This is a genomic window from Ruegeria sp. C9, from assembly GCF_056537585.1.
Window position 1 is genome coordinate 799,385 of sequence record NZ_JBQFRU010000001.1, and the last position, 24,251, is coordinate 823,635.

Below are 24,251 nucleotides of genomic sequence, written 5' to 3' on the forward strand. Positions count from 1 at the left end.
ACGCATTCCTCCCAAAGCATGGTGACTGGTGGGACTGACTGCCAACAGGCCTGATGGCAAGACAGACGCACCGATTAGCTGCAAGTGTGCATCAGGCCGCGCCCTCAGGGCAAGGGGGACACAGGGCGTCCGCGGTGCTCGCGCCTGCTAGTTGACCAGCAACACCGCCTCGACCCGGCGATTGAGATCGCGGCCCTCGGGCGTAGCGTTAGAGGTAATGGGCGCAAGATAGCCTACGCCCTGCGCCTCGATCCGGTCGGCGGCAACACCGTGCGCTTCGATCAGGCGCGCACGCACGGCTTCCGCCCGTTTGGTGCTGACCGCAATATTGGCCTGCAATGCGCCCGTATCATCCGTGTGCCCTACCAGCGCCAAACGGGTCGAAGGATTGTCGGCCAGATAGCCCGCAAGCAGCGCAAGCGAGGCAAACGACCCTTCGCCCAGCGCGACTTCGCCGGTGCGAAAGTGCAGGTCATCAAGGATGACATGTCCGGTACTGCTGAGATCGTTTAGCAACCCGGCAGGGCCCTCAACAGTTTCCTCGATCACAAGTGGCTGCGCAGGCTGCGTACCTTGCGGGGTCACCCGGATCATCTGCACATAGCCATCCGGCGGGTTGCGGCTGACCAGCAGGCTCAGCGCTTCGTCACCGCGGGAGGCGGATAGAAAACGGTAATCGTGGATCGCCACATACATGTCAGGCGTCGGCACCACCTCGGTGCCGAAGCGGAAATCGAACCCGCCACAGGAGCGCGCCTCGCATTCGAAGGCGATTTCGAAGCCCTGTTCCTGCAACTGATCCCGTAGCGGCGCGAGAATTTGCAGCGTTGTGCTGGATCCAGCCTGTAGTCGCCATGTCAGCCGCTCAACACGCCCTTCGACGGTGCGCGACGGAACCGAGCCATCGGCAAACTCACCGGTCGGCAAATCATAGCTGTCCAGCGCGCTGGTGCGGTCAGATATCTGCCGGGCGTTGGCAGGCAGCGTCAGTTCCTGCGCCTGCACAGGCACAGCCAGAAGGAGGCTAAGAAACAGGAAACGGATCATCGGAACTGGGCGTGATACTCGGGATTAGGGACCATCGCAGTGGCGCTGGCGACGCGATTGGTCATGTTGAAGAAACCGGTGACATTGGCAATGTCCCAGATGTCGCGATCCGAGAACCCGGCGTCGCGCAATTGCTGGCGATCGGGCTCTTCGATTGTGGTGCTGGCGGTGGTCATCTTGGCGGCGAAATCCAGCATTGCACGTTGGCGCGCGTCCAATTTGGTGACGCGGTAGTTCATGACCAGCATCTCACCCAGCTGCGGATCGCTCGAAAGCTGCCGCACCGCTGCGCCATGAGCCACGAGGCAGTAGAAGCATTTGTTGATCGAGGACACCACGACCGCAATCATCTCGCGTTCCAGCTTGGTCAGCCCGCTATCGGCCAGCATCAGATCATTATACATCGAAGTGAAGGCATTCAGCTTGTCGATATCGAAGGCATAGGCGCGCAGGACATTCGGCACCATTCCCAGTTTCTCAACACAGATATCAAAGTATTTCTGCGTCTCTGACGGTAGTGGGTCCACCATTGGCAGATCCAGGGCAGTGGGCATGTCCTGTTTGGTCAATTCGTCCTCCTCAGACGCGCTGGCGATAGTGGTATTCTCCGACGATCTTCATCCCAAGCGAGTGGTAGAGGCCATTGGCCCCCGCGTTCGCCTTGGTACAGATCACGCTAAGCGTCTGCGCGCCATTGTCCAGCGCCCAAAAGGCCGCGGCGCGCATGGCCCACTGGCCCAACCCCTTGCGGCGGTGATCCGGTAGGATTTCCAGCGCGTGAACCATCGCGATACCTTCATGGATCGCCACGAAGCCGGTTCCTGCGGGCTGATCGCTGTGGCGCAACAAAAGGCCGGTCTTTGGGCCCGGTGCCCGGTACATGATCGCAATCCGTTCGGGGCCGATACCGCCCTGCGCCCAGATCTCACGCATGATGGCCAGCGGTTCCCAGATGTTGAAAACAGTCACGCGCGGGATCGGGATATCGGTCAACTGCTGCGCCGGGCAGGAATAGATACTAACCGGATCAAGGATGTCGTAGCCGCGTTGCGCAAGCATTGCATCCAGCGCCTCATCTCCGGGCCGCAGGCAGAAGATGCGTTTTTGACCCATCGCCTGCATGGCGCTTTCGGCCGCATCGATATCGGCGCTGGTGACGTCCCCGGTGCGATTGGCGGCAGAAACGCGTGAACCTCCGCCCTGTCCTTGCCGCAGTCGAAATGGGCCTTGCGTTTGATAGCCGGCGGCAGGCCATGTGCCATCGACAACGGCGGCCCAATCGGGATTCAAAGCTCGATCTCTTTCGCAAGGCGGGTCATGGCGGCATCGATCCGTCCACCCTCGGTGCCGCGCACGACGACGTTGGCTCCGAAGACGCCATTCGTCTGAAACGGATAACAGCCGATCGAAAGATCGCCGAAGTCTTTGGCCAGTGCGGCCAAAGTTGCTGCAATATCGCCTTCACCCCGATCCACACGCAGCGTCTGCGACAAAAGCGGGCTACCTCCGATGAGCGAAGGCAGAACACTCGCAACCATGGCCTGAAAAACCAAAGGCACCCCGGCCATGACATGGACGTTGTTGATGGTAAAGCCGGGCGCGGTCGAGACCGGGTTGTCGATCAATTCGGCCCCTTCCGGAATACGCGCCATGCGCAGGCGAGCGTCGTTCAGTTCCAGCCCGGATTTCTCGTAATGCGCCTCAAGCAATGCACGCGCGTCGTCGCGAACATCGATATGCACGCCAAAGGCACGGGCGATGCAATCGGCAGTGATATCATCATGGGTCGGGCCGATGCCGCCGCTGGTGAACACATGGTCATGGGCATCGGACAGTGCCTTGACCGCCGCCTCAATCGCGGGCGCGTCATCGCTGACAATGCGCACCTCTTTCAGGTCAATGCCGTGTTTGGTCAGCTCTCCGGCAAGATAGTGCATATTGGCATCGCGGGTGCGGCCCGAGAGGATCTCATCCCCGATCACCAACATTGCAGCGGTTGGATTGGCCATGACGCGCCCTCCCTCTTGATCGACCGTTAGGGCAGGTATAGGCCCTTGGCCATGCGATTTGAAACCCCCCTTGTCCCCGCTCGACTGATCCGCCGCTACAAACGCTTTCTGGCAGACTGCAGGCTGGAAGACGGGCGCGAGGTGACAGCCCATTGCGCCAATCCGGGCTCAATGATGGGGCTGGCAGAACCGGGTGAGAAAATCTGGCTGGAGCCCAACGACGATCCGAAGAAAAAGCTGAAATACGGCTGGCGGCTGGTCGATCATGAGAACGGGCATTTCACAGGGGTCGACACATCAGTCCCCAACAAGGCGCTTCGGGTGGCGCTCGAGGCGCGTGAAATCCCCGAGCTGGCCGCCTATGAAACCGTGCGCCCCGAGGTCAAATACGGTGAAAACAGCCGTATCGATTTCCTGCTGACTGGGCCGGGCCTACCCGATGCTTATGTCGAGGTCAAAAGCGTCACCCTCTCACGCCAAGCGGGCCTCGCCGAGTTTCCCGACAGCGTCACCGCACGCGGCACCAAACATTTGGGCGAACTGGCAAAGATGGCCGTACAGGGCCACCGGGCGATCATGCTTTATTTGGTGCAAAGGACCGATTGCAATCGGTTTGCACTGGCCGATGATATTGACCCAGCCTATGCGGCGGCGTTTGAGGCGGCGATAGGGGTTGAACGCTTTGTCGTTGGAACTCGGATCACGCCCGAAGGCGTCTGGGTTGAGCCCGCTCGGCAATGGGGCACGGGCTAGAAACTTCTTTGATAGACCCTATTTACTAGTTGAAAACCGAGCCCTCTGGTACTTTCTGCACAAGCAGCGTAAAAGAAGTGCTGCGTGAAATATTTGGAGTCCCGCACCGATGAAAGAACATCGTGGCCGTCTGACCAAAGACGGTATCCGCATCTATGAACAGAGTGACTTTGCCGGCATGCATGCGGCAGGGGCGCTGGCTGCGCGGATATTGGATGACATTGCTAAACATGTTTTTGTCGGCCAGACCACCGGTGCGATTGACGGGCTGATCACTCAGATGGTCGAGGATGCAGGTGCGGAATCGGCAACCATTGGCTACAAGGGTTATCAGCACGCCAGCTGCATCAGCGTGAACCACGTGGTGTGTCACGGCATTCCGGGTGACAAAAAGCTGAAGGATGGCGACATTCTGAATATCGACGTGACCGTCATCGTTGATGGCTGGTTCGGTGATACGTCGCGCATGTATGTGGCGGGTAAATTGCCGCGCAAGGCCGAACGGCTGATTCAGGTGACCCACGACGCACTGTTCAAAGGTATCGAGATGGTCAAGCCGGGCAATACGTTCGGCGATATCGGCCACGCCATTCAGGCCTATGTCGAGGCGCATCGGATGAGCGTTGTACGCGATTTCTGCGGCCACGGTCTGGGCCGGGTGTTCCACGCGCCACCAAATGTCCTGCACTATGGTCGTCCGGGTACCGGAGCTGTGTTGGAAGAGGGCATGTTCTTTACCATCGAGCCGATGGTCAATCTGGGGCGTCCCGAAACCAAGACACTGTCCGATGACTGGACTGCCGTGACCCGCGACAAATCGCTGTCGGCGCAGTTCGAGCATTCGGTCGGTGTGACCGCAGATGGGGTTGAGATTTTCACCTTGTCACCGGGCGGCAAATATCACCCGACCTATTCGTCCTGATCGGTCGCCTGATCGCGTAATAGCTTCAGCAGTAAGGTTTCATCCCGCCACGGGATGACCGCGTCGTGAATGAACACCGGCGCGCGCATCGGTTTGGGCGGAGGCCCAGTTGTGGTGTCGGCGTCTTTCGAAAAAGCCCAGAGCGGAGGTGTGATAGCGCGGTCCATGGACCAAGCATAACACGTTTATGGCTCAAAGTCCCAAAAGCTTGGGCGCATGTAACATGTCGGAGAACACTTCGGCCCCTAGTTCTTCCAATCGCGCACCATCATCATGGGCCGCGTAGCCCAGGCAGCGCATATTGGCGCGGATTGCTGCGGTGACACCGTTTTCGCTGTCTTCGATCACAACCGGCACCGTTGCGCCGAAATGCTGTGCAGCGGTCAGGAACAGGGTCGGGTCGGGCTTGCCCGTTCCAAGCACCTGCGCCGAAAACATCACATCTTGAAAACGCTCCCAAAGACCATTCTGGCCCAAAGTAATCTTCATTTTCTCAGGCCGCCCATTTGAGGCGACACAGTAGGGAATGTCGCTTGCATCCAGTTGCGCCAGCAATTCACGGATACCCGCGACCAGAGGCGTGCCTGCTTTCAGCGTCTCGTAGATTTCCGCATAGATTTGATCAGTCCAGTCATCCGGCAGATCAGCCCCCAGCTCGCGCGCCTTGTCGCGCACACCGGTCATGGTGCCGCCAACAAACAGGGACATGCATTCGGCTAAGGACAAGTGCAGGCCATGGCCAGCGAGATTGTCGACCATGACCTGATTGGACAAAACCTCGCTATCGACCAGAACGCCGTCGCAATCAAAGATAACCAGATCGTGCATCTCAGCCCCCTGTGCGCCACATCAGCGAGATATGCGTGTCGCCATATTTCCGCGCGTCGTGCAGCGTGAAGCCCTCGGGCGCGAGCATGGGGGTGCTTTCTTCCCAGACGATCAGAGCGTCATCAGACAACCAACCACCTTGGGTAGCCGCGGCCAGTGCCCTTTGACCCAGAGCTTTTCCGTAAGGCGGATCCAGAAAAACCAGATCACAGACAGCGCCCGGGTTTTCGCCCAAACGGGTCGCATCCCGCCGGATCAAAGTGGTCTGGCTGGCGCTTCCGGTCAGGGCGATATTCTTGCGGATCAGACCCTGCGCGACCCTCCCATCATCGACAAACGTGACGTGGGACGCGCCGCGAGACAGCGCTTCAAGTCCCAATGCACCGGTGCCCGCAAACAGGTCGAGAACCTGCAAGCCGTCGAAGTCGATCTGATGATTTAAAACGTTGAACAGGCTTTCCCTTACCCGGTCAGTGGTCGGGCGAAGATGCGCACCGGCATCGCCTTTGCCAACCGAAGTCAGAGCCCGGCCCCGGAAGTCTCCGGCGATGATCCTCACGCTTTGAGCAGCGGTTTCAGGTCCGCTTCTGGGTCGGCAACAACAGCCGGATCAGCGGTCTTGCCCGCATCAATCAGGCGTTTGCCGACCATATAAGCGCGCGGGTCATTCATCGCGTCGACCGCGATCAGCTGATCGCCCTTGTAGTACCAGAAGGACACCGTCGCGCCCTCACCCTTGCGAGTCACCACACGGTCATAGCCGGTATTCAGCCCGGCGATCTGCAGCTTGACGTCATACTGATCGGACCAGAACCATGGCGTTGCAGTGTAATCCTTAGCCGCGCCCAACATGTTCTGGGCCACGATCTCGGCCTGATCAATGGCGTTCGGCACGCTTTCCAGGCGGATACGGCCTTCGCCATGCGGGAACGACGCGCAATCGCCCGCCGCCCAGATCGACGGATCTGAGGTGCGGCCATGGGCGTCGGTCTTGATGCCGTTATCCAGCTCTAACCCGGCTATTTCAGCCAATTGAATCGACGGCGCGATGCCGACGCCAACCACGACGAAATCCACCTCAAGCTCGGTGCCGTCGGTCAGAATAGCACCCTTCACTTTGCCGTTTTCACCAACCAGACGATCCAACCCGACGCCCTCACGAATGTCGGCCCCGTATTCGGTGTGCAGCGTGCGAAAGTAGTCGCTTGTCTCTTTGGCCGCGACACGCTGAAGGATGCGGTCGGCCATCTCGACCAAGGTCACCTTGACCCCGCGCTTGGCACAAACGGCGGCGGCTTCAAGCCCGATATAGCCGCCACCAACGATCAGCGCGCGGGCGCCATCCGATACCCGAGGTTCCATCTCGTCGATATGGGCGAGATCTCGCACCACATGGACACCCTCAAGATCGCCCCCGATCGCTGCGGGCAGGCGGCGTGGGTCGGACCCAGTGGTCAGCGCCAGTTCATCATAGGTGATCACCTCATCGCCGAGGGTCACCGTCTTGGCCTCTGGATCAATCGCCGTCACACGTAGACCCAACCGTAGGGTGATGTTGTTTTCGGCATAGAAGCTCTCAGGCCGCAGGAACAGGCGCTCCAGCTCCATCTCGCCCAACAGGTAAGCCTTGGACAAGGGCGGGCGTTGGTAGGGCAAATGCGGCTCGGCACCGATCAGGGTGATGTCACCTTCGAACCCGTCCTTGCGCAGCCGTGCTACCAAAGAAGCACCGGCCTGCCCTGCCCCGATCACGACAATATGGCTCATGTTTCGCTCACCCTGCAGAATTCACGTGGTTACTTTGTTTCGACCACCTATATTGCGGCAAAGCCCGACTCTGCAAATCCAAATGACAGGAGCGTAAAAATGATTGCAACAGGTGACATGCTGCCCGAGGCCACGCTGATCCAGATGGGTGCCGAAGGCCCCGAGGAGGTTCGGATTTCAGACAAGACCAAAGGGCGCAAGGTTGTGATCTTCGCTGTACCCGGTGCGTTCACCGGAACCTGCACAACCGCTCATGTACCAAGCTTCATGCGGACCAAGGACCAGTTCGATGCCAAGGGTGTAGAGGAAATCATCTGTATCTCAGTCAACGACCCTTTCGTGATGGGCGCCTGGGGAGAAAGCACCGGTGCAACAGCGGCCGGGCTGACCATGCTGGCCGATGCGGCGTCCGAGTTTACCAAGGCGATCGGCATGGATTTCGACGCCCCGCCCGTAGGCCTGATTGCACGCTCCAAACGCTATGCAATGCTGGTTGAAGACGGCAAGGTTGTGGCGATGAATCTGGAAGAAAACCCCGGTGTCTGTGAGGTCTCGGCTGGTGAAGGCCTGCTTGATAGTATCTGATCCCTGTCGGCCCCGGTTTGACCGGGGCCACGTGAAACGCATTTAACTTGATGCAACGCCCCGATGCGCCAATACTTGGCCCATACAACTGGGGAGTTCATTGATGCGACTGAAATTTCTTACATTGTTTCTTGGCACCGCCGGGGCCCTGGCGGCGTGCGGACCTGCACCCACACCCCAACAACAGGCTGCGCGACAGCACGAGATCGCCTGCCTGAGTGGTACCATAGGCGGCGCCCTGATCGGTGGAGTGATCGGCAATCAATTTGGCGGTGGTTCAGGAAAGACCATCCTGACGGCGGCGGGCGCCGCTGCGGGTGGCGTGTCTGGCGAACGTTACGCGTGCTGAGGAGATTTGAGATGAAACGAGTATTGATTATCACCACCGCATTCCTGATGGCTGCTGCTGCAAACGCCGAGACTGTCGCAGAACTGCACGAGGCCGAGTTGAATAACATCGACACCAACAATGACGGCTTCCTGTCCAAGGACGAATTCAACGCCTTCTCGGACTATGCATTTCAGGCAATGGACGAAGACAAGAACGGCACTCTGGGCCTGAGCGAAGCAAAACCGTTCTTGGATATCAAACAGTTCGAAGCCGTTGACCGGGATGGCGACAGTCTTATCTCAAAGGCAGAGTATGTCAGCCAGATGCAGAACGATTTTGACGCTGCGGATAAGGATGGCAACGGTCTCTTAGATTAAACGCCAACTTGGTTGGCAGGAGCGTGTCATGAATAAATGGATCTGCCTCGGTAGCCTGGTGGCTTTGGCCGCATGTGACGTACAGCAATCCCCGGTGATCAGCGGCCCTGATGGTCAGGTGCAGATTCAGATCAATACCAGCGGTCTGACCTGTTATGAAAATCGGTGCCTCGACATCAATCCGGCGGCCCGCAGCGTGCGGTCCGTCGGCACCCGTACGATCAGAATTCCGGGCAATATCAATGTCAGCGACGGCACGATCACCCCGGCAGAATTCAAGCAGCTGGGAACGGCAACATTGCTGGCCGGTGGGACGGGTTCACGCGGAGACCGTTAGCAGGCTGTCCATCTTACGCGCCAGCTTGGCGTCTTGTGCAGACAGACCGCCAACATCATGGGTCGACAGGACCACCTCGACCGTGCGGTAGACATTCGACCATTCGGGGTGGTGGTTCCATTTCTCGGCCCAGATCGCCACCTGCGTCATCCAGCCAAAGGCGGCGACAAAATTATCGAAGATGAAGGTCTTGGTGATCGCATCGCGGTCTTCGACCATGGTCCAGCCATTTCTGAACAGCGGGTCCAGCAGCGGGCCGCGGGTCTCGGTTGACAGAAGTTCGGTCATTGCTGTTCCTCCGGGTTCGATTTCCTGAACGGACCAAAATCCGTCAGAATCTCGATCTCTTCTCCCACTGCGTGGGACTCGGCGTCCAGATATTTCTGAACCGCATCAGCAAAACCCGGATCGCCAACCCAGTGCAAGCTATGCGTGCGGGTTGGCAGATAGCCGCGCGCCAGCTTGTGCTCGCCCTGCGCACCGGCCTCAACCCGCGCCAGACCTTCCGCAATGGCAAAGTCGATCGCCCTATAATAGCACAGTTCGAAATGCAGGCAGGGGTGATGTTCGACACAGCCCCAATACCGGCCATACAGCGTTTCCCGCCCGACAAAATTTAACGCACCGGCGACGGGGTATCCATTGCGTTCGGCCAGCACCAAAGCGATGTCATCCGTCATGGTTTCCTGAGCGATATCAAAGAATTGTCGCGTCAGGTAGGGCGAGCCCCATTTTCGCGCGCCAGTATCCTGATAGAACCGCCAGAACGCGTCCCAATGCTCGGGTCGCAGATCATCGCCGGTGATTGTTCGAATCTGCCCACCGAAATCACAGGCCTGCGTGCGTTCCTTCTTGATATTCTTGCGTTTGCGCGAGGACAGCGCAGCCAGAAACTCGTCAAAATCGGCGTAATCATCATTGAGCCAGTGAAACTGCTGCGAGTGGCGGACCATCAGGCCCATCTGCTCACCTGCCAGCGCTTCGGCCTCGGTGCAGAACGTAGCGTGCAGCGATGAAATTCGATTCTCGGCGGCCAGTTGCACCGCTCCTTGCACCAGCGCCGAGATCCCGACAGCATCGTAGCCGGGTCGCACCAAAAAACGCCTGCCAGTCGCGGGTGTGAAGGGCACCGCGATCTGCAGCTTGGGATAATATCGCCCGCCCGCGCTTTCATAGGCATGAGCCCAGCTATGGTCGAAGATGTATTCACCCTGGGAGTGCGACTTGGCAAACATCGGGGCTGCCGCAATCAGCATCCCGTCCAGATAGGCCGTCAGGTATTGCGGCTGCCAGCCAGTACCGCGCCCGACCGAGCCGCTTTCTTCCAGGGCATGCAAAAACCGATGTGTCGTGAACGGATCAAACGGTCGCCCGTCATCGGCAACCTCGGGGCAGGCGCAACTGTCCCAGTCGCTCGCGGAAATCTGCGAGACCGATGTCAGAACCCGAACCTCAATCTTTGCCTGATCCATATCCCCTCCGCGCTGCACCTTTATCTGTGATCGCGCGCGCCGGGATCAAGCGGGATGTTCGGCCAGATAGCCTTCGAACGTAACATTATCGGCAACCTTGCGTGCCTCTGCTTCTTGTTCAAGCGAGCGCACGGTCCAGCACAGGATCGGCACACCCTGTGCCTTCAACTCAGCGACCCGGGGGCGGTCAAGATCGATGACTTCATGGCTGATAAAGCTGGCTCCAACGCGGTCGAAATCCGGGATGTTGCGCAGATGATCGCAGACGGCTTGCGGCAGAAGCTCGACTTCGGGCTCGTAAGAGCTGGTAACGAGACCGCGCGGCAAATGTGGCGCAAGGCGTGCAATCTCTGCGACTGAATGCGGGTTGAACGACATCAGCGCGACCGGGCCTTCATAGTCTTTCAGTGCGCTTACAACATCTGCTTCCAAAGCGCCGATATCGGGGCCCATTGCACCATCTTGATCCTTCAGCTCGATGAGCAAGGGCACCCGTCCTGCAACAATGGCCAGCACCTCTTCCAGCGAGGGGATACCTTCACCGTCAGAATGCAGAAGCGTCTGGGCCCGCGCTTGTGTCTCGGTGATCTGTTGGATCGGTCCGGGCTGCCCGGTCAGACGTGTCATGTCATAGTCGTGAAACACCATGGCCCGATTGTCACGGGTGCGTTGCAGATCAATCTCGACCCCATAACCGGCGTCTATTGCGGCACGAATGGCGGCCCGGCTATTCTCGGGCCGCTGATCAGAAATGTCATGCAGCGCGCGATGTGCTATCGGGCGCTGCAGGAACTCAGACGGAAGGGACGGTTTCATTGAACCTCGAAAATACCCTCGATTTCGACGGCAACACCCAAAGGCAATGAGGCTGCGCTGACGGCCGAGCGCGAATGACGACCGGCATCGCCCAGCGCTTCGACCAGGAAGTCGGAGGCCCCGTTGATCACCTTCGGCTGTTCTGTGAAATCAGCGGTCGAGTTTACAAAACCGGTCAGCTTGATCACGCGCACCAGCTTGTCGATATCGCCACCACAGGCCGCTTTGACCTGAGCCAGTAGGTTGATGGCGCAGACTTTGGCTGCAGCGGCGCCTGCCTCAACATCCATATCATCACCGAGCTTACCAGTGATCAGATCATCCGCCTTTGAGATCTGGCCCGACACGTAGACAATGTTGCCGATGCGCACGAAAGGAACGTAGTTCGCTGCCGGAGCAGGTGCGTCCGACAGGCTGATACCCAGGCTGTCCAGTTTTGCTGCGATGCTCATGTGGATTATCCTCATCTCATAGTGATTCCGCGCGGACGCTAACCGGGAAAACCTGTTTCCGAAAGCGTGAAAGCGGGATTTTTCCCATTGCCTGCAAACTGGGCAGGTCTTCTCTTATTCAGGAAGTGTTGAATTCGTGTCACTTTACGTCGCCCCATCGGCTGAGGTAAACGCGAGTTGTTGTTTCAAATCCTGCGCGAAACCTCTATGTGAGACCAATTGCGCCACCAAGGGTGCATAGGCTGTATTGATTGAAGGCCCAGATACCGCTGGGCAATTTTCGGAGTAACGAAGACAGTGCCAAGTTACATTCGTCTGAAGCACCTGATCATACTCGGCATCCTGACGGTCCTATCGGCATGCGCGACGCAGCCTCAGGACGCAGCGGCGCGGGGTGAGATTTTTGACCCCTATGAAGGGACCAACCGGGGCATTCACAAGTTCAATCTGGGTGTAGACCGATTCCTGTTCCGACCGGCCTCGAAAGGCTATGTGAAGATCGTACCAGATCCGATGGTTACCAGTTTCAATCACTTTGCCGAAAACCTGACGATGCCCGGGCAGGCGCTGGACTATCTGCTGCAAGGCAATCTGAAACAGTCCGGCAATGCGCTGCTGCGCTTTCTGATCAACTCGACCGTGGGCGGCTTTGGCCTGTCAGCCCCGGCGGATGAGCTGAACCTGCCGCCTGTTGACACTGATTTCGGCGAAACCCTGCATGTCTGGGGCGTGGGCGAAGGTGCTTATGTGGAACTGCCCTTCTATGGCCCGTCCACTGCGCGCGATGCGGTCGGCGTCGTGGTCAACCTGTTCTCGAATCCGATCAACTTTAGCCCGACCCGCCCGGTCGACAATATTGGTGTCTATGCCGAGGTCGTGCGGCGGATGGGAGATCGCGGTCGGTTCTCGGATACAGTTGATTCGATTCTGTACGAAAGTGCAGACAGTTACGCGCAGGCGCGTACGATCTACCTGCAAAATCGCCGCTTTGAACTGGCAAGGGATGATGAAGACGCCTATCTGGGTCTGTATGACGATCCCTACGCCACCACCGGGACCGACCCTGTCAGAGACCCCTATCTTGACCCGTACGAGGACCCCTATGCCGAATAACCTGTTGAACCGACGCCGTTTTGTGGCCACCGCCCTGACCGGGATGACAGTTGCCGCATTGCCTCTGCCCGCGTTCGCGCTGACCGAAGCGCAGGCCAAACAGCTGGTCAACAGCGTTGTGGCCGATATCACGCGTATCATTGACTCGGGTAAATCCGAAAATGCCATGCTGCGTGATTTTCAAAAGATCTTTGTGCAATACGGTGATGTGCCGATCATGGCCCGCTATGCGCTGGGGGCGGATGCACGCACAGCCTCATCCGCACAGCTGCGTCAGTTCACCAAAGCGTTCGAAGGCTATATTTCGCGCAAATATGGTCGCCGGTTCCGCGAGTTCATCGGCGGTGAGGTCACCGTGCGTAACGCGCGCAAGATCAAGACCGGATACGAGGTCAGAACCTCGGTCAAATTGCGCGGCTCATCCCCGTTCGAAGTGACATTCCTGGTGTCCGACAAATCGGGCCGTGGCAAGTTCTACAACATGTTCATCGAAGGTGTAAATTTGTTGCTGACCGAGCGCACAGAGATTGGCGCAATGCTGGATGCGCGCGGCGGCGACCTGAATCGCCTGATCAAAGATCTGAAAAAGACTGGCTGATCAGAGGTATTACCCTACGCCGGCCACCGCTCGACCCGTTCGCGCGGTGGCTTTTTTGTTCAGGTTGCAGGCTTGCGCGCGATCTGGCTGACATAAGACATGTAGCCAAAAAACGTGTTTGCAGACACACGCGCCCGGGCCTCGGATTTCAGCGCCTGTGCCGTTTCAGGCGCCAACAACCCGGTCTCGGCCATTCGATCCGCACCACGGTCGATAACGGTCAGAAAGTAAGTCGCCTCTCCTTCGGCTACATAACCGTGTCCCCGGCGACGGCCCAGCTCAAAACCTGCCTGAGAGAGTACACCGCCAATCTGGCGCATGATCCAAAGGTTTGTGACGTTCTGATTGATCATGAACCGAATGAGTTGATCCAGAGGATCAAAATCGGCAATCTGCGCTGTGGCGGTATCGTAGTCCCCATCGCAAATCGCGAATATCCCGCCCGGTTTCAGTATCCGAAAGGCCTCGGAAACCACATCGTCGGGGCCGGGTACATGGCACAACAGTGTATGCGCCAGAACAAGGTCTGCTGAGCTATCTTCAAGCCTGGTTGCCTTTGCATCGCCGGTTTCAAAAACAAGATTGCTCTCGCTGGCGAAGCTGTTTCTCGCACGTTTGACCATAACCGGTGAGGGCTCAATGCCGAGCGCGCGCTCCACCCCGCCAACTGACAGCAGCTCTTGCGTGATGTGCCCGGTGCCTGAACCCAGCTCAACCGCGAACCCGCCCTCAGGGACAATCAGATCACTTAGATAGCTATCCCTGATCTCTTTCTGCGCCGGCTCCAGACACCGCGCTTCCATAGCTTCGGCGATACGCTCTTGGACCGAGATATCCTGCCCGGCCAGATCGGAATACGGATCGGACATAGCGCGCCTCCCTTCGCTACGTCCCAAGATAGCATATTTCAAATTAACCGGCCAAAACCGACCGTGATTGCTATGGCCCACCCCGGGTTGGTGCGGGCCAACGGCAACTTAATTCAGCCGTTCACCCGTTTCCTTGGCAAAGTAGGACACCTTGCTCATGTCGAACGCCAAGTTCAGCAATTGACCAGCCTGCGCGCTGGTTTCAGCATGCAGCCGCGCCGTGACCTGCTTGCCACCCAATTCCGACACCACATAGGTATCTGCCCCTGCGGGTTCGACCATATCGACCATGCAGGCGGCTTCCTGCACGCCTGCGCCAGCGCGGAACCCCGCCTCGGCGATATCTTCAGGGCGTAGACCAAGGATGACATCCTGCGGCAGAGACAAGTCGCGTGCATCGTTCAGAACCAGCGTTTCACCGGATTCGCGCGCGATCGAGATTTGCGTTCCCGAGCCATTGTTCGATGCCTGTGCCGGGATCAGGTTCATCGCAGGTGAGCCCATGAAATCCGCCACAAACAGGTTGGCCGGGTTGTTGTAGATCTCGGCCGGAGTACCGATCTGCTGCACGACCCCGCCTTTCAGGACTACGATCTTGGTGGCCAGCGTCATCGCTTCGATCTGGTCGTGGGTAACATAAACTATGGATGCGTCCAGTGTCTGGTGCAGCTTCTTGATCTCGGTCCGCATCTCGACCCGCAGCTTGGCGTCAAGGTTCGACAGCGGTTCATCGAACAGGAACAGCTTGGGGTCGCGCACCAACGCCCGGCCCATCGCGACCCGCTGACGCTGACCACCCGACAGTTGGCTGGGGCGGCGGTTCAGCAATGGCTCGATCTGCAGCAAGGAGGCGACGTCTTTCAGCTTGGCTTCCTGCGTGGCCTGATCGACCCCGCGCACTTTCATGCCGAAGGTGATGTTCTTGGCCACCGACATGGTCGGGTACAAAGCGTAAGACTGGAACACCATCGCGATGTCGCGATCCTTGGGGCTGACATGGGTCATGTCGTTGCCGCCGATGGACAATGTGCCACCGGTGATCTCTTCCAGTCCCGCAATGCAGTTCAGCAGCGTAGACTTACCGCAGCCCGAGGGGCCGACAAGCACCAGGAAGTCGCCCGGTTCAATCGAGATGTTGATGTCTTTCAGAATCTCGGTCGCGCCGTAATTCTTGTAGAGTTTGTTGATATCAAGGATGGGAGCCATGGGTCTTATCCCTTCACAGAGCCAGCGGTCAGGCCGCGGATGAAATACTTACCGGCGACGACATAGACGAGCAGCGTCGGCAGCCCCGCGATGATCGCGGCAGCCATGTCGACGTTGTACTCTTTGACGCCGGTGGTGGAGTTTACGATGTTGTTGAGCGCCACGGTCACGGGCTGTGTGCCCGCCTGGCTGAACGACACGCCGAACAGGAAGTCATTCCAGATCTGCGTGAACTGCCAGATGACGGTCACCACGATGATCGGCAGCGACAGCGGCAGGAAGATCGACCAGAAGATCCGCATGAACCCGGCCCCATCGACACGCGCCGCCTTGGTCAGCTCGGCCGGAATGGTGACATAGTAGTTGCGGAAGAACAGCGTGGTGAAGCCCAACCCATATATCACGTGGACAAAGATCAGACCCGGAATGGTTCCTGCGATTCCCATGATGCCTAGAAGGCGCGCCATGGGCAGCAGAACCACCTGGAACGGGATGAAGCAACCAAACAGCATCAGCGAGAAGATGATGTTCGCGCCTTTGAACCGCCACTGCGCCACGACGTAGCCGTTCAGCGCTCCCAGAAGGGTCGAGATGGCCACCGCAGGGACCGCAATCAGGACCGAGTTCCAGAAGTATGGCCGCAGACCTTCGCACTGGATACCGGTACAAGCGCCGGACCATGCGGTTTTCCAGGCGTCAAAGCTGACCTCTCGCGGCAGCGAAATCAGGCTGCCCGTCCGGATTTCCTCAAGGCTTTTCAGCGAGGTGGTCAGCATCACGAACAGCGGCATCAGGTAATATAGTGCGAACAGGCCCAGCAGGACGTAAAGCAGCCAACGCAGGGCAATCTTGCCCGTAGCGCTTTGGGTGCGGGTTTGTGTTTGGGGCATCGACAGATCAGTCATTTTTCGCCCTCAGCTCTGAGTAAAGATAGGGAACCACGATGGCAAAGACGACCAGCATCATGATCATCGCGGACGAGGCCGCTTGACCAATATCGCCGCGCGAAAAGGCCATGGCGTACATGTAAGTAGCGGGCAGATCGGTTGCGTAGCCCGGACCGCCACCAGTCAGGGCGATGACAAGGTCGAAGCTTTTGATTGCGAGGTGCGCCAGCACGATGAAAGCAGACAGGAAAATCGGGGCCATCGAAGGGATGATGATCGCCGTATAGATGCGCCACGTGGGGATACCATCGACCTGTGCGGCCTTGATGATCTCGCCATCGACCGAACGCAAACCGGCCAAAAACAACGCCATGACGAAGCCGGAACTCTGCCAGATCGCGGCGATCACGATAGTGTAGATCGCATAGTCAGGGTTCACCAGCCAGTCGAATTCGAAATTCGGAAAGCCCCAGCCCTGCACCATGGATTCGATGCCCAGGCCCGGGTTCAAAATCCACTTCCACGCCGTACCGGTCACGATCATCGACAACGCCATCGGGTACAAGTAGATCGTCCGGATCGCGCCTTCGACGCGGATCTTCTGATCCAGCAGGATGGCCAGCAACAGGCCCAGTACCATCGCGATCACGATGAACAGCGCGCCAAAGATATACAGGTTGTTGATCGCCGTATCCCAGCGGGGAGAGTCGAACAGGCGTTCATACTGAATGAAGCCTTTGATCTCGTATTTCGGCAGTAGTTTCGATCGGGTTAGCGACACCCATGCGGTCCATCCGATAAAGCCGTAGACAAAGATCAATACGGCGATGAACGACGGTGCCAGCACCACCTTGGGCAGGTGGTTTTCCAGCCATTCGGACATTTTAGCCTCCGGGGAAAGATGCTCTGCCCCTCACTATAGGGGGCAGAGCGTATTGGATCAGTAGCTGTTTGCTACCGCGTCCGCCAGTTGCTGAACCGCGTCAGCCGAGGACATATCCGAGTTGAAATGTGCGGTTACAACATCCGTAATCGCACCGGCCTGCGACCCGCGCAGCGCCATGCCATGGGCATAAGACGGCAGCAGCGAACCGCCTGCCGAGGTCGAACCCATATCTTCGGCCGAGATTTGCGCGCAGATGTCGAACGCATCCAGCGCCACATCAGTCCGCGCAGGGATCGAGCCCTTGTTCAGGTTGAACACTTCCTGGAATTTCGGCGCGACGATCAGCTTGGCCAGCAATTCCTGACCAGCGCGGTTGTCGTCACCTTCCACTTCGAACATGGCGAAGCTGTCGACGTTGTACAGATATCCGTCGCCGGGGGTCGAGGCACACAGGAAGTCTTCGCCGGGCTTCTTGCCAGCCGCCAGGAATTCGCCCTTGGCCCAGTCACCCATGATTTGGAAGGCTGCTTCGCCATTCATCACCATGGCGGTGGCAAGGTTCCAGTCGCGGCCTGAGAAGTTTTCGTCCACATAACCGCGCAGGGTGCGCATCTGATCAAAGACCTGAACCATGGTGTCCGAGGTCAGCGCCTCGGGGTCGAGATCGACAAAGGCTTTCTGATAGAACTCGGGGCCACCCAGTCCCAGCGCAACCGCTTCGAACACTGTGGCGTCTTGCCACGCCTGGCCACCATGGGCCAACGGGATCACTCCGGCAGCCTGCAGTTTTTCGGCAGCGGCGTTGAACTCTTCCCAAGTTGTGGGCATTTCAATGTCGTTGGCGGCCAGAACGTCAGCATTGGCCCAGATCCAGTCGATGCGGTGCACGTTCACAGGTGCTGCGCACCACGTACCTTCGCACATCATGTGGCCTGCAATCGATGCTGGCAGCACATCGGCCCAGCCTTCGGCTTCTGCCACGGATGAAATGTCTGCCAAAACGCCCTCTTCATACCATTCCTGAATGGCAGGTCCTTTCAGCTGAACAGCAGTCGGCGCGTTACCCGCAAGAACCCGGGCCCGCAGCGCAGTCATGGCCGCATCGCCGCCGCCACCTGCGACCGGCATATCGGTCCATGTGCCGCCGTTCGAGGCGAACTCTTCCTGCAGAACCGCGACCGATTTCGCCTCACCACCGGATGTCCACCAGTGCAGAACTTCGGCCTTTGGTTCAGCCACAACAGCCGACCCGGCCACTACGGCCAAGGTCGACACGGTGGCAAATGCAAAACGCTTCATTTTTTGTTCTCCTCCCTGAGAATTCGGTGCCACCCCAAGGGCGGCCATAGGTGATATAGCGCTAACGGATTGCCGCATGGCAACGCAGAATGCGATGCAATATCCTGACAAGGTGGAAATTTTCACCGCTTTTGTTACCCCGTGTTACGTTGGCCTTGAATCCGTTTCCATTCGTTACAATTGGCGGCGACGGAGAACCCTAAGGAGGAGAAACAGAGTGGGCATTCCCCGGCTCCTGGTGGTGGACGACGATTCGGAGATGCGGTCGATGATGACCCAGTTCTTTCAGCAGAACGGGTATATTGCTCTGCCTGCCAGTTCCGAAAGTGAAATACGCACGCATCTAACCTCGGGGCGGATCGACCTGATCCTGTTGGACGTGATGCTGGGCGATGAAAACGGCGTCGAGATCTGTGCCCGGTTGCGGGCCGAACAGGATGTACCGATCATTCTGGTCTCGGCCCTGTCGGCGGATCATCAGCGCATGGCAGGATATGAGGTTGGAGCAGACGATTACATCGCCAAACCATTCAACCCGCAACTGTTGCTGGCCCGCGTCCGTGCGGTGATGCAACGCGCCCGACGCACGCCTTCGCTGGCATACCGCCGCCGCACGCGCACCTTTCACTTTGACGGCTGGGTCTTTGACGGCAAACGGGACGAGGTGCATTCGCCCGAAGGCTATCTGGTTTCCCTGTCCCAACGGGAGACCGCCCTGTTGAAGGTTTTGCTGGCGAACCCGCATATTCCGCTGACCCGTGATGAGATCGCCGCCGCACTGGATGTAACCGGTGAGGCCGACAAGCCTGAGGCGCAAGGCCGTGCCATAGATATGCTGGTGGGGCGGTTGCGGTCGAAAATCGAGGCCAACCCGAAAGACCCCCAGATGCTGCGCACCGAGCGCGGTGTTGGCTATCTGTTTACCGCTGACGTTATGGTGGATGAGGACGCATGACCCTGCGCCTGCGCAGTATTGGGTGGCTCTGGACCCTGTCCGCCTTTGTCGCGGGGCTGGTGGCTGCCGGGATGTGGTTCACCTCGGCACAGGCTTGGAACCGGTATCAGACCGCAGCATTTGTTGCCGGTTTCACCATATACGAAGACTTGCGAACGGGGATGGCGCCGCCACCCGGCCTATTGATCAACCCATTGCCAACCGAGGCAGCCGCGCTTGCTGATAGGGGAGCGTTCCAGCAAATGCCCGGCTTTGCGGATCGCCGCTTTGTCACCAATCTGTCGATTCTGACCGACAGTTCAGCCCCCCTGAGTGGCCGCGAATTGACGCTTGCGGTGTTATCGGATCGACTGGTCTATCCGGTTTCAGACATCGTATCTGGCAGCGATCAGACCGGCCCCGAGAAGATGGGGAACCTGACCCGTCTGTTGGCCACATATTGCAGCGAACCTATCCTGATCGCGCAATTCGGGCGCGGAGTCTGGCAGCAAGTCGACGGCACCGAAATCTGGGGCTGTAAGGCTGCGCCGGTTGATCTGCGTTTGCCCGCGATATTGCTGGGAATTGTGTCCTTGGCGGTGCTTCTGACCTCGGTCGGGAATGTTTCTGACAGTTTCGCACGTTTCGCTCAGGCACTAGGCGACCGCCGACGTCGCGGCGGGCCGCAAAGCTATGACGCGGACGGGCCCGAAGAGCTGCGCGATATCGTGACTGCGGTGAATGATCACCTGGATGCCGAACGTGCGCAGCTTGAGAAACGCGCCATTGTACTGTCGGGCGTCAGCCACGATCTGGGGACACCTGCAACCCGCGTCCGGCTGCGTGCGGCGCTGATTCCCGATGGCGAGTTGCGCGAAAAGCTCGAGGCCGACGTGGACCAGATGACCGGCATGATAGAAAGCGTGCTTACTTACACGCGATCGGAACTCAGCGTCGAGGAACCGCGCCAGATATCGTTGACCTCGCTGGTTGAATCGCTTGTGGCCGATTATCAGGATATGGACCGGCCAGTGTCGTTGAAAGCCGTTGACCCCGTTGTCGTCGAAAGCGCGTCGTCTGTTTTCATGTCACGCCGTGGGCATGCGTCGCTGCCGGAAACGCGGCGCATCCTGGTGACGGGTCAGCCCATCGCATTGAAACGAGCGTTGTCCAATCTGATCGACAATGCCCTGAAATACGGTCGTCACGCCGAGGTTGAACTGGAAACTGATGCTCAGACCGCCACGATCATCGTCGAAGACAAGGGCACCGACCTATCGGTCGCGGATATCGAGGCGCTACTGGCACCGTTCCAGCGCGGATCAAACATCGGATCTTCGGATGGGTTCGGATTGGGCCTGACAATTGTCAGCACCGTTGCCGAACAACACGGCGGAACGCTGAGTTTCGAGGCCGGAGATCAGGGCCTGCGCGCGCGCCTGCAGATCACCCGGCAATAGTCATGGCACGTAGCTGCGCACCAAGGCGCTGGCGATCAAGGCCCAGCCATCAGCGATGACGAAAAACGCCAATTTGAACGGCAGCGAGACCGTAGCCGGGGGCACCATCATCATTCCCATCGACATCAAAACCGCTGCGACAACGAGATCGATTATCAGGAAAGGCAGGAAAATCAGGAACCCGATCTGAAAGGCCCGCGCGATTTCCGACAACATGAAGGACGGCATCAGCACGGATAACGGGGCCTCGGGCGATAGTTGAATCGCAGCACCATCCGGGCGCAGGTCTGCCATGGCCTGAAACGTGTCGGCATCAATACGCGCTGCCATAAAACTGCGAAACGGCACCAGCGCGCGTTCCAGCGCAGGCTCTACGTCAAGCGTTTCCTCGACCATCGGCTGAATCCCGGTCTCCCACGCCTCGGTAAAAACCGGCTCCATGACGAAATAGGTCAGAAACAGCGCCAGACTGACGATCAGCATGTTTGGCGGTGACTGCTGCAAGCCGATTCCTTGCCGCAGGATCGCCAAAACCGTGATCAAAAACGGGAAACAGGTGATCATGATCGCCAGTCCCGGTGCCAGGCTGAGCACCGTGATCAGCAAAATCAACTGGATGGTCCGGGCCGAGATCGACCCGCCCTCGCCCAGGGACAGCGACAGTTCTTGCGCCGCGCCACCGGAGGGTATGACCAGCAAAAATGCCAGCCAAAAAAGGTGGCGCATCATCCGATCCCGTTCTGCAGATCCGAGATTTCGGTCAGCCGTACAGCCAGTTGCCCGGACTGATCGCCCTCCATCTCTTCCAACAAACCGCGCGCGACCAATTGGTCCCCGACATAGAGGTCAACCGGATCCTCGATCCGCTTGTCCAGTGTCAGTACGGCATTTTCGCCCATGCTCAACAGGTCACGGATCAAAGGCCGCGCACGCCCGACCGAGACGGAGACTTCGATCGGAACAGTCTCGAACGGGTTGGGTTTTTCGGGTTTCGGTGGTTGAGGATCACTCATTTGACAAAGCCTCTTTTGCTTCAAACAGATATGCTTCGAACGTTGCAGCAATGGATGAGAGCAAGGCAGCGCAGTCCACCTCGCGTTGGGCGATCCCCACCTGCAATCGCGCCTGTCCCGGCTGGAGCGAGACATCCTCGATGACCTGGGGACGCGGCGAGATATCCTGCGGCAGCATCGCCTCGACCTGATCCGAAGTGCCCGCCGGAACAGTCAGCTGCAGTGGCTGGCCGACCTGCTCACGCGCCATGTCGCAAAGCTGCTCGGTCAATCGCTTCGCAAAGCCATGCTCGATCGTCTCAGGCAGAATAGTCTGAACCAGGCTGTGGAACATCGGTTCCAGCGACAGGGTCATGCGGGTCAATGCTTCTTGATAGGTAAAGGACAGGTCGGATAACGTCGCCGACAGATCGGAGCTTAGCTGTGTGCCGGTCTGCTCCTGCGCCTGAACCGCATCTTCCCAGCCCGCCCCATAGCCTTGTTCAAATGCAGCAAGCCGCTGTTCTTCCAGTGCGTCTTCATCCAGTAGATGTACGGCCACCCCAGCCGCAGGGGCGGTGAAGTCTTCAAGAAGATGAGCGATCGACATCACACCTTCTCCTCGCCTTCTTCAAGCCAGCTGCGCAGGATCTCTACCGTCTCTTCCTGCTTGTCGCCGATCATGGCGCGCAAACGGTCGACAGGATCTTCCCCACGCGCAGCGGCAATCGCCGGAACATTCGGCTGCGCCGCATCCGCGAGCGGTGCAAAGTCCGGCGCATCTGCGGTCGCAATTTCCCCGGTCAGGGAAGGCGCTGGGGCGACCTCGACCGGTGCACCTGCTGGCAGCAGCGCCGATGCCGCAGATTTCGTCAGAATTGGCCGTATGACAAACAGACCCAAAACAAGGGAAACCAGCGCCAAAACCACCATCTGGATTAGCGACATAGCGTCGATATGCATGTTCTGCCAGATCGACCCGGACACCAACTCGCCCTGGGGTTCAGCCATGGGAAAGTCGAGCGATTTCAGTGTGATGACGTCGCCGCGTTCAGCATCAAACCCGACCGCAGAAGCCACAAGCTCTTGCAGTGCATCAAGCTCGGGCTGCGGCATGGGTTCAAAAACCTCGACGCCATCTGTACCTGCCGCTCGAACACCATTGACCAGCACCGCGACAGTCAGACGTTTGATCGCACCTGGCGCGCGATGAACTTCCAACTCGGTCTCTGACACCTCATAATTCACCCGTTCGCGGGTCTGAGTGGCATTCGAATTGGATTCATCGCCTCCGGCCCCGTCGCCATCCGGCAGATTCGACGCCACTGTCACATCCGCCGACTGATTACGCGCACTGTCCGACCGTTCTTCAACATCCGTGCTGATCGCAACACGGCCTTTGGGGTCAAAGCGACGTTCCCGGATAGACTCGGTTTCGGTCACCGTATCTACGCTGACCTCAACCACCGCGTTGCCGGCCCCGACCCGGGCTTCGACCAGGCGCAGAACTTTCTCACGCAATTGGCGCGCCTTATCATCTGCAGTATCGGCTGCCACCGCCGTGTCCTGCGCGCCAATCACGGCCCCGTTTGAATCAATCACAGTGACGTTTTCCGGTGCCAGCCCGCTAACCGCCGACGCCACTAAAAACCGGATCGCCTTTGCCTGATCTCCGTTAATCGGTGCACCCGACGGGACCAGATAAACCGAAGCGGTTGGTGCTATGCTGCGCTGAAACGGGTTGGAGGAGCTGTTGGCGATGTGCACCCGGGCCTTGCTGACATGCGGGCTGCCCACGATCGTGCGCGCCAGCTCTCCTTCTTTTGCGCGCCAATAGGCGGCATCAAACATCTGCGACGTAGTGCCAAAGCCGCTGAGCGAATCAAGCAGTTCGTAACCGCGATTGCCGTTCGCAGGCAGGCCCTCGCTGGCCAAAGTCATCCGCAACTCATCCCGCTGAACGCCGGGGACGTAGATCGAGCCACCCCTTATTTCATAGGTCACACCACGCTGGTCCAGCGCCCGCACGATATCCCCGGCTGCACCGCTTTCGAGCCCCGCATAAAGCAGCGTCATCGACGGCGCTGTCACAATCCGTGACATCGCAAGCACACCCAGAAACACCAGTGCCACGGCACCGGCCACGATAATTTGTTTGCGCCTGTCCAAACTAGCCCAGACAGTTCCGATCTGCTGCACGCTTACCTCCGACTCACCGACATTCTGTGCGGCTCTGCCCTTGTTTGGACGATTGCCCTTAACAATCGGTTAGTCCCTGAGGGGTTATGACGGTTGCCGAACAGATTCATGA

At 58.6% G+C, this 24,251-nt stretch carries 31 protein-coding genes; 10 read left to right on the forward strand and 21 right to left on the reverse strand.

Annotated features, from left to right (window positions below):
- Positions 1-147: 147 nt before the first annotated feature.
- The 4 genes from ACR0NE_RS03610 to ACR0NE_RS03625 are packed head-to-tail and all read right to left on the reverse strand — an operon-like array spanning position 148 to position 3,056.
- Complete coding sequence (locus tag ACR0NE_RS03610) at positions 148-1,047, reverse strand: OmpA family protein (protein ID WP_170598351.1); 900 nt, start codon at positions 1,045-1,047, stop codon at positions 148-150.
- Entirely contained in the window at positions 1,044-1,601 is a 558-nt protein-coding gene (locus ACR0NE_RS03615; protein ID WP_480459544.1) for a peroxidase-related enzyme, read from the reverse strand. Before ACR0NE_RS03615 ends, ACR0NE_RS03610 begins: the two co-directional genes overlap by 4 nt.
- A gap of 25 nt (positions 1,602-1,626) precedes the next feature.
- Entirely contained in the window at positions 1,627-2,337 is a 711-nt protein-coding gene (locus tag ACR0NE_RS03620; protein WP_170598347.1) for a GNAT family N-acetyltransferase, read from the reverse strand.
- Positions 2,334-3,056: a molybdopterin-binding protein gene (locus ACR0NE_RS03625; RefSeq protein ID WP_170515093.1), complete on the reverse strand. Its 723-nt coding sequence runs from the start codon at positions 3,054-3,056 to the stop codon at positions 2,334-2,336. The genes ACR0NE_RS03620 and ACR0NE_RS03625 overlap by 4 nt, the downstream gene beginning before the upstream one ends.
- A gap of 51 nt (positions 3,057-3,107) precedes the next feature.
- Here ACR0NE_RS03625 and sfsA point away from each other — a divergent pair, with 51 nt between their 5' ends.
- Together sfsA and map are read left to right on the forward strand one after the other, a co-directional pair.
- Positions 3,108-3,809, forward strand: coding sequence for a DNA/RNA nuclease SfsA (gene sfsA, locus ACR0NE_RS03630; RefSeq protein ID WP_170598344.1), 702 nt, complete (start codon positions 3,108-3,110; stop codon positions 3,807-3,809).
- A gap of 109 nt (positions 3,810-3,918) precedes the next feature.
- Positions 3,919-4,731: a type I methionyl aminopeptidase gene (gene map / locus ACR0NE_RS03635; RefSeq protein ID WP_170515096.1), complete on the forward strand. Its 813-nt coding sequence runs from the start codon at positions 3,919-3,921 to the stop codon at positions 4,729-4,731.
- On the opposite strand, the gene ACR0NE_RS03640 is transcribed toward map, so the two are convergent.
- From ACR0NE_RS03640 to ACR0NE_RS03655, 4 genes are read right to left on the reverse strand one after another with little or no spacing between them, the layout of a single operon-like run.
- The gene (locus ACR0NE_RS03640) at positions 4,719-4,898 is read right to left on the reverse strand and encodes a hypothetical protein (RefSeq protein ID WP_170394788.1); all 180 of its coding nucleotides are present in this window, start codon (positions 4,896-4,898) and stop codon (positions 4,719-4,721) included. The genes map and ACR0NE_RS03640 overlap by 13 nt on opposite strands.
- A 25-nt stretch (positions 4,899-4,923) precedes the next feature.
- A complete protein-coding gene (locus ACR0NE_RS03645; RefSeq protein ID WP_170598341.1) occupies positions 4,924-5,559 on the reverse strand; it encodes an HAD family hydrolase in 636 nt (211 codons plus the stop codon).
- A gap of 1 nt (position 5,560) precedes the next feature.
- Positions 5,561-6,118, reverse strand: coding sequence for a 16S rRNA (guanine(966)-N(2))-methyltransferase RsmD (rsmD, locus tag ACR0NE_RS03650; protein ID WP_170598338.1), 558 nt, complete (start codon positions 6,116-6,118; stop codon positions 5,561-5,563).
- Positions 6,115-7,326: an FAD-dependent oxidoreductase gene (locus ACR0NE_RS03655; protein ID WP_170598335.1), complete on the reverse strand. Its 1,212-nt coding sequence runs from the start codon at positions 7,324-7,326 to the stop codon at positions 6,115-6,117. The genes rsmD and ACR0NE_RS03655 overlap by 4 nt, the downstream gene beginning before the upstream one ends.
- A gap of 99 nt (positions 7,327-7,425) precedes the next feature.
- Here ACR0NE_RS03655 and ACR0NE_RS03660 point away from each other — a divergent pair, with 99 nt between their 5' ends.
- The 4 genes from ACR0NE_RS03660 to ACR0NE_RS03675 all read left to right on the forward strand — a co-directional run bounded on the left by ACR0NE_RS03660 (position 7,426) and on the right by ACR0NE_RS03675 (position 8,956).
- Positions 7,426-7,911 carry a peroxiredoxin family protein gene (locus ACR0NE_RS03660; RefSeq protein WP_170408529.1) on the forward strand — a complete coding sequence of 162 codons (486 nt, stop codon included), beginning with the start codon at positions 7,426-7,428 and terminating at the stop codon, positions 7,909-7,911.
- Positions 7,912-8,014: 103 nt separating this feature from the next.
- On the forward strand, positions 8,015-8,260 hold the full coding sequence (locus ACR0NE_RS03665; protein WP_170466621.1) for a glycine zipper 2TM domain-containing protein: 246 nt from the start codon (positions 8,015-8,017) through the stop codon (positions 8,258-8,260).
- Positions 8,261-8,271: 11 nt separating this feature from the next.
- Positions 8,272-8,619: an EF-hand domain-containing protein gene (locus ACR0NE_RS03670; protein ID WP_170394805.1), complete on the forward strand. Its 348-nt coding sequence runs from the start codon at positions 8,272-8,274 to the stop codon at positions 8,617-8,619.
- Positions 8,620-8,647: 28 nt separating this feature from the next.
- Positions 8,648-8,956, forward strand: coding sequence for a hypothetical protein (locus ACR0NE_RS03675; protein ID WP_170408530.1), 309 nt, complete (start codon positions 8,648-8,650; stop codon positions 8,954-8,956).
- On the opposite strand, the gene ACR0NE_RS03680 is transcribed toward ACR0NE_RS03675, so the two are convergent.
- Genes ACR0NE_RS03680 through ACR0NE_RS03695 form a run of 4 tightly spaced genes read right to left on the reverse strand, consistent with a single transcriptional unit; the run spans position 8,939 to position 11,696 of the window.
- Entirely contained in the window at positions 8,939-9,244 is a 306-nt protein-coding gene (locus ACR0NE_RS03680) for a 4a-hydroxytetrahydrobiopterin dehydratase (RefSeq protein ID WP_170394812.1), read from the reverse strand. The two genes, ACR0NE_RS03675 and ACR0NE_RS03680, sit on opposite strands and share 18 nt — an antisense overlap.
- Positions 9,241-10,428 (reverse strand): GNAT family N-acetyltransferase, encoded by a 1,188-nt coding sequence (locus ACR0NE_RS03685; RefSeq protein ID WP_170598332.1) that lies wholly within the window; start codon positions 10,426-10,428, stop codon positions 9,241-9,243. The genes ACR0NE_RS03680 and ACR0NE_RS03685 overlap by 4 nt, the downstream gene beginning before the upstream one ends.
- 45 nt (positions 10,429-10,473) lie before the next feature.
- Positions 10,474-11,244, reverse strand: a complete 771-nt coding sequence (locus ACR0NE_RS03690; RefSeq protein ID WP_170598330.1) for a glycerophosphodiester phosphodiesterase family protein — start codon at positions 11,242-11,244, stop codon at positions 10,474-10,476.
- A complete protein-coding gene (locus ACR0NE_RS03695; RefSeq protein ID WP_170514071.1) occupies positions 11,241-11,696 on the reverse strand; it encodes a RidA family protein in 456 nt (151 codons plus the stop codon). Before ACR0NE_RS03695 ends, ACR0NE_RS03690 begins: the two co-directional genes overlap by 4 nt.
- A gap of 297 nt (positions 11,697-11,993) precedes the next feature.
- Between ACR0NE_RS03695 and ACR0NE_RS03700 the strand changes: the two genes are divergently transcribed.
- The gene (locus tag ACR0NE_RS03700) at positions 11,994-12,809 is read left to right on the forward strand and encodes an MlaA family lipoprotein (RefSeq protein ID WP_170598328.1); all 816 of its coding nucleotides are present in this window, start codon (positions 11,994-11,996) and stop codon (positions 12,807-12,809) included.
- On the forward strand, positions 12,799-13,407 hold the full coding sequence (locus ACR0NE_RS03705) for an MlaC/ttg2D family ABC transporter substrate-binding protein (protein ID WP_170408534.1): 609 nt from the start codon (positions 12,799-12,801) through the stop codon (positions 13,405-13,407). Before ACR0NE_RS03700 ends, ACR0NE_RS03705 begins: the two co-directional genes overlap by 11 nt.
- A 59-nt stretch (positions 13,408-13,466) precedes the next feature.
- Here ACR0NE_RS03705 and ACR0NE_RS03710 read toward each other — a convergent pair whose 3' ends face one another.
- The 5 genes from ACR0NE_RS03710 to ACR0NE_RS03730 all read right to left on the reverse strand — a co-directional run bounded on the left by ACR0NE_RS03710 (position 13,467) and on the right by ACR0NE_RS03730 (position 18,554).
- Complete coding sequence (locus ACR0NE_RS03710) at positions 13,467-14,276, reverse strand: methyltransferase domain-containing protein (RefSeq protein WP_170394826.1); 810 nt, start codon at positions 14,274-14,276, stop codon at positions 13,467-13,469.
- Positions 14,277-14,384: 108 nt separating this feature from the next.
- Positions 14,385-15,482 (reverse strand): ABC transporter ATP-binding protein, encoded by a 1,098-nt coding sequence (locus tag ACR0NE_RS03715; RefSeq protein WP_170408536.1) that lies wholly within the window; start codon positions 15,480-15,482, stop codon positions 14,385-14,387.
- Positions 15,483-15,487: 5 nt separating this feature from the next.
- Entirely contained in the window at positions 15,488-16,387 is a 900-nt protein-coding gene (locus tag ACR0NE_RS03720; protein WP_010438517.1) for a carbohydrate ABC transporter permease, read from the reverse strand.
- A complete protein-coding gene (locus ACR0NE_RS03725) occupies positions 16,380-17,252 on the reverse strand; it encodes a carbohydrate ABC transporter permease (RefSeq protein WP_039543053.1) in 873 nt (290 codons plus the stop codon). Before ACR0NE_RS03725 ends, ACR0NE_RS03720 begins: the two co-directional genes overlap by 8 nt.
- 57 nt (positions 17,253-17,309) lie before the next feature.
- Positions 17,310-18,554, reverse strand: a complete 1,245-nt coding sequence (locus tag ACR0NE_RS03730) for an ABC transporter substrate-binding protein (protein ID WP_170514081.1) — start codon at positions 18,552-18,554, stop codon at positions 17,310-17,312.
- A 217-nt stretch (positions 18,555-18,771) separates the two neighbouring features.
- Between ACR0NE_RS03730 and ACR0NE_RS03735 the strand changes: the two genes are divergently transcribed.
- Positions 18,772-19,509: a response regulator transcription factor gene (locus ACR0NE_RS03735; protein ID WP_170408540.1), complete on the forward strand. Its 738-nt coding sequence runs from the start codon at positions 18,772-18,774 to the stop codon at positions 19,507-19,509.
- The gene (locus tag ACR0NE_RS03740; protein WP_170598324.1) at positions 19,506-20,948 is read left to right on the forward strand and encodes a sensor histidine kinase; all 1,443 of its coding nucleotides are present in this window, start codon (positions 19,506-19,508) and stop codon (positions 20,946-20,948) included. Before ACR0NE_RS03735 ends, ACR0NE_RS03740 begins: the two co-directional genes overlap by 4 nt.
- Here ACR0NE_RS03740 and fliP read toward each other — a convergent pair whose 3' ends face one another.
- The 4 genes from fliP to fliF are packed head-to-tail and all read right to left on the reverse strand — an operon-like array spanning position 20,949 to position 24,139.
- A complete protein-coding gene (fliP, locus tag ACR0NE_RS03745; protein ID WP_170598322.1) occupies positions 20,949-21,677 on the reverse strand; it encodes a flagellar type III secretion system pore protein FliP in 729 nt (242 codons plus the stop codon).
- Positions 21,674-21,961, reverse strand: coding sequence for a FliM/FliN family flagellar motor C-terminal domain-containing protein (locus ACR0NE_RS03750; protein ID WP_170598320.1), 288 nt, complete (start codon positions 21,959-21,961; stop codon positions 21,674-21,676). Before ACR0NE_RS03750 ends, fliP begins: the two co-directional genes overlap by 4 nt.
- A complete protein-coding gene (locus tag ACR0NE_RS03755; protein ID WP_170598318.1) occupies positions 21,954-22,550 on the reverse strand; it encodes an ABC transporter ATP-binding protein in 597 nt (198 codons plus the stop codon). The genes ACR0NE_RS03750 and ACR0NE_RS03755 overlap by 8 nt, the downstream gene beginning before the upstream one ends.
- Positions 22,550-24,139: a flagellar basal-body MS-ring/collar protein FliF gene (gene fliF / locus ACR0NE_RS03760; RefSeq protein ID WP_170598315.1), complete on the reverse strand. Its 1,590-nt coding sequence runs from the start codon at positions 24,137-24,139 to the stop codon at positions 22,550-22,552. Before fliF ends, ACR0NE_RS03755 begins: the two co-directional genes overlap by 1 nt.
- Positions 24,140-24,251 lie beyond the last annotated feature (112 nt).